This window comes from Acinetobacter sp. YH12200 (assembly GCF_013418175.1).
Taxonomy (GTDB): Bacteria; Pseudomonadota; Gammaproteobacteria; order Pseudomonadales; family Moraxellaceae; genus Acinetobacter; species Acinetobacter pseudolwoffii.
Genome location: NZ_VPCO01000060.1, coordinates 1 through 2,325, shown reverse-complemented (window position 1 = coordinate 2,325; position 2,325 = coordinate 1). Strand labels below are relative to the sequence as shown.

Annotated in this window: 3 protein-coding genes and 1 pseudogene; 2 read left to right on the top strand and 2 right to left on the bottom strand. The window is 40.1% G+C overall.

The window, feature by feature from the left end; translation table 11 throughout:
* Window positions 1-105: pseudogene (locus tag FTU90_RS16220) on the top strand (serine/threonine-protein phosphatase 2); the annotation flags it as partial.
* A 32-nt stretch (window positions 106-137) separates the two neighbouring features.
* On the opposite strand, the gene FTU90_RS15835 reads toward FTU90_RS16220, so the two are convergent.
* A protein-coding gene (locus FTU90_RS15835; protein ID WP_180073108.1) for an IS3 family transposase occupies window positions 138-1,285 on the bottom strand; the annotation gives its coding sequence in 2 pieces (ribosomal slippage) (window positions 138-1,039 and window positions 1,039-1,285; 1,149 coding nt in all).
* A gap of 364 nt (window positions 1,286-1,649) precedes the next feature.
* Here FTU90_RS15835 and FTU90_RS15830 point away from each other — a divergent pair.
* Entirely contained in the window at window positions 1,650-1,979 is a 330-nt protein-coding gene (locus tag FTU90_RS15830) for a four-helix bundle copper-binding protein (RefSeq protein WP_026055492.1), read from the top strand.
* A gap of 134 nt (window positions 1,980-2,113) precedes the next feature.
* On the opposite strand, the gene FTU90_RS15825 is transcribed toward FTU90_RS15830, so the two are convergent.
* The coding region (locus FTU90_RS15825; protein ID WP_180073106.1) for a DDE-type integrase/transposase/recombinase at window positions 2,114-2,325 on the bottom strand (212 nt) is incomplete at its 5' end.

The following is a 2,325-nucleotide window of genomic DNA, read 5'->3' as shown; positions in this document are numbered from 1 at the left end:
TTGGGACATACGATCGTCAAGGAAATGACCCGGTTAGATAATTGCTATTACATTGATGTGGGTTCATCCTTTACTCAAAAGCTTTGTATAACAAAAATTAAGTGAATATTTTGCAAGACTGAATAGCCACCAAAATTCTAGACACACATAACCATCTTTTGATGGGCCTTTTCATAATCTAATGGAGAACGCTGACCATTGGAACCATGTCTGCGTTTTGAGTTATAGAACATCTCTATATATTCAAAGATATCCGACCTTGCTTCAGTTCTTGTCACATAGATTTTCTTCTTGATCCTCTCTCGCTTTAACAGCTGAAAGAAGCTCTCAGCAACAGCATTATCATGGCAGTTTCCACGCCGGCTCATACTGCTTTCAAGGTTGTGATGCTTGAGAAATGTCTGCCATTCATGACTGGTGTATTGGCTACCTTGATCAGAATGAATCAGGACTTTGTTCTTTGAGCTTCTTCGCCACAAAGCCATCAGTAGAGCATCTAAAACCAGATCTGTTGTGATTCTCGACTTCATAGACCAGCCAACGACTAGCCGTGAGAATAGGTCGATTACTACTGCAAGATACAGCCATCCTTCATGAGTGCGAATATAAGTGATGTCAGTCACCCACAACTGGTTGGGCTGGGTGGGGTTAAACTGTCTGTCTAAAGTATTTCGAGCCACAATCGATGGAGTACTAACATTAGCTCTAGGTTTGCGATAGCCACGCTGTGACTTGAGACCATTCGCCTTCATGAGTCGATGTACTCGATTGATACCGCAACTTTCGCCAACGTCTTTCAAATCACAATGAATCTTGCGATAACCGTAGACTCCGCCAGATTCCAACCAGAACTGTTTAATTAATCCTGAAAGCTGTTGCCGCTTCCTCGCAGTTATACTGGTAGGTTTCTTTAACCAGGCGTAATAACCACTGTGATGAACATCTAACGTTGAACATAAACGACGAACAGACCATATATGTTGGTTGTCCCGAATAAAGGCGTACCTCATTTGGACTGGCTTGCGAAGTACACCGCGGCCTTTTTTAATATGTCCCTTTCTTCAGTGACCCTTTGCAGCTCTTTTTTTAATTTCGCTAATTCTGTAGTTGGATCACTAGATTCTGTTGTCTTGGGCTGCTGTGGATCATAACGTTTGATCCAAGCATACAGACTATGTGTAGTGGTTCCTAAATGTGTAGCAACTTCAGCCACACTATGACCTTTCTCAGTGACTTGTTTTACTGCTTCAATTTTGAATTCTTCAGGGTATCGTTTACTGCTCATAAGCACCTCGTTAATTAGCCATTTTATCTAACTAAAAGGTGTCTACAAAATCGGTGGCTATTCAGTTTCAACGGTGAGTTTCTTTAAAGCTTTACTGAAATTATTCAGGTCAGCTTCTGTTTTTAAGTTCTTAGCAAATTCTTTTGCCAATGCCAGCATTGCTTCATCTTTCATGGTAAACACCTGTGTTGCCCCCCAACAGCGTTGAGGGATAGTTTAAGCGTTTACACAGTTTTATTTACACTCTCCTAAAACCATTTAACAAAATCTATGACTATTTTACTTTCCCTTACCTAATCGTCCTAGTGTATATCTTTTTTTTTGATTAGCTTATTCCTAAATCAAGTGACTTTAGGTAAGTATGATGAACGATATCCAATTTTCAGATTGCGCAAAGGCATGTATGAGCTGTTACCTTACCTGTGCCAGTTGTGCAAATGCCTGTCTAAAAGAAGAAAATCTGGAGATGATGCGAGAATGTATTCAGCGTTGTCTAGATTGTGCAGATATTTGTCAGCTCTGTGCTCGTATGCAGCAAAATGAATCTCCTTTTATGAAAGAAATTTGTGAGCTTTGTGCCAAGGCTTGTGAATACTGTGCAGATGAATGTAGCCAACATGAGCATCAACACTGCCAGCAATGTGCTGATGCTTGCCGTGAATGTGCCGTCGAATGTCGAAAAATGGTTGTCTGATAAATAAAAGAATTAGTTGAGTTTAGGATTTACTCAATGAATAGCCAACGTGTTAGTTGTTAGTGGGTCAAACCACTAACAACGGCACTGTTGCAAATAGGGATCTGAGTCGATGATTTTCCCTTCAAAAAAGCTTAGAGACCGAAAACTCTATTTACTAGCCAAACTTCTCCTAGAATATTACCGTTATAAAATAATGAAGCTTGTCCTTTGCGTAGAGCACGCATGACTTCAATACCTTTAATTGTGGCATAAGCCGTCTTCATAGATTTGAATCCTAATGTGGCCCTGATGATCCGCTTTAGCTTGCCATGATCACATTCAATCACGTTATTTTTATACTTAA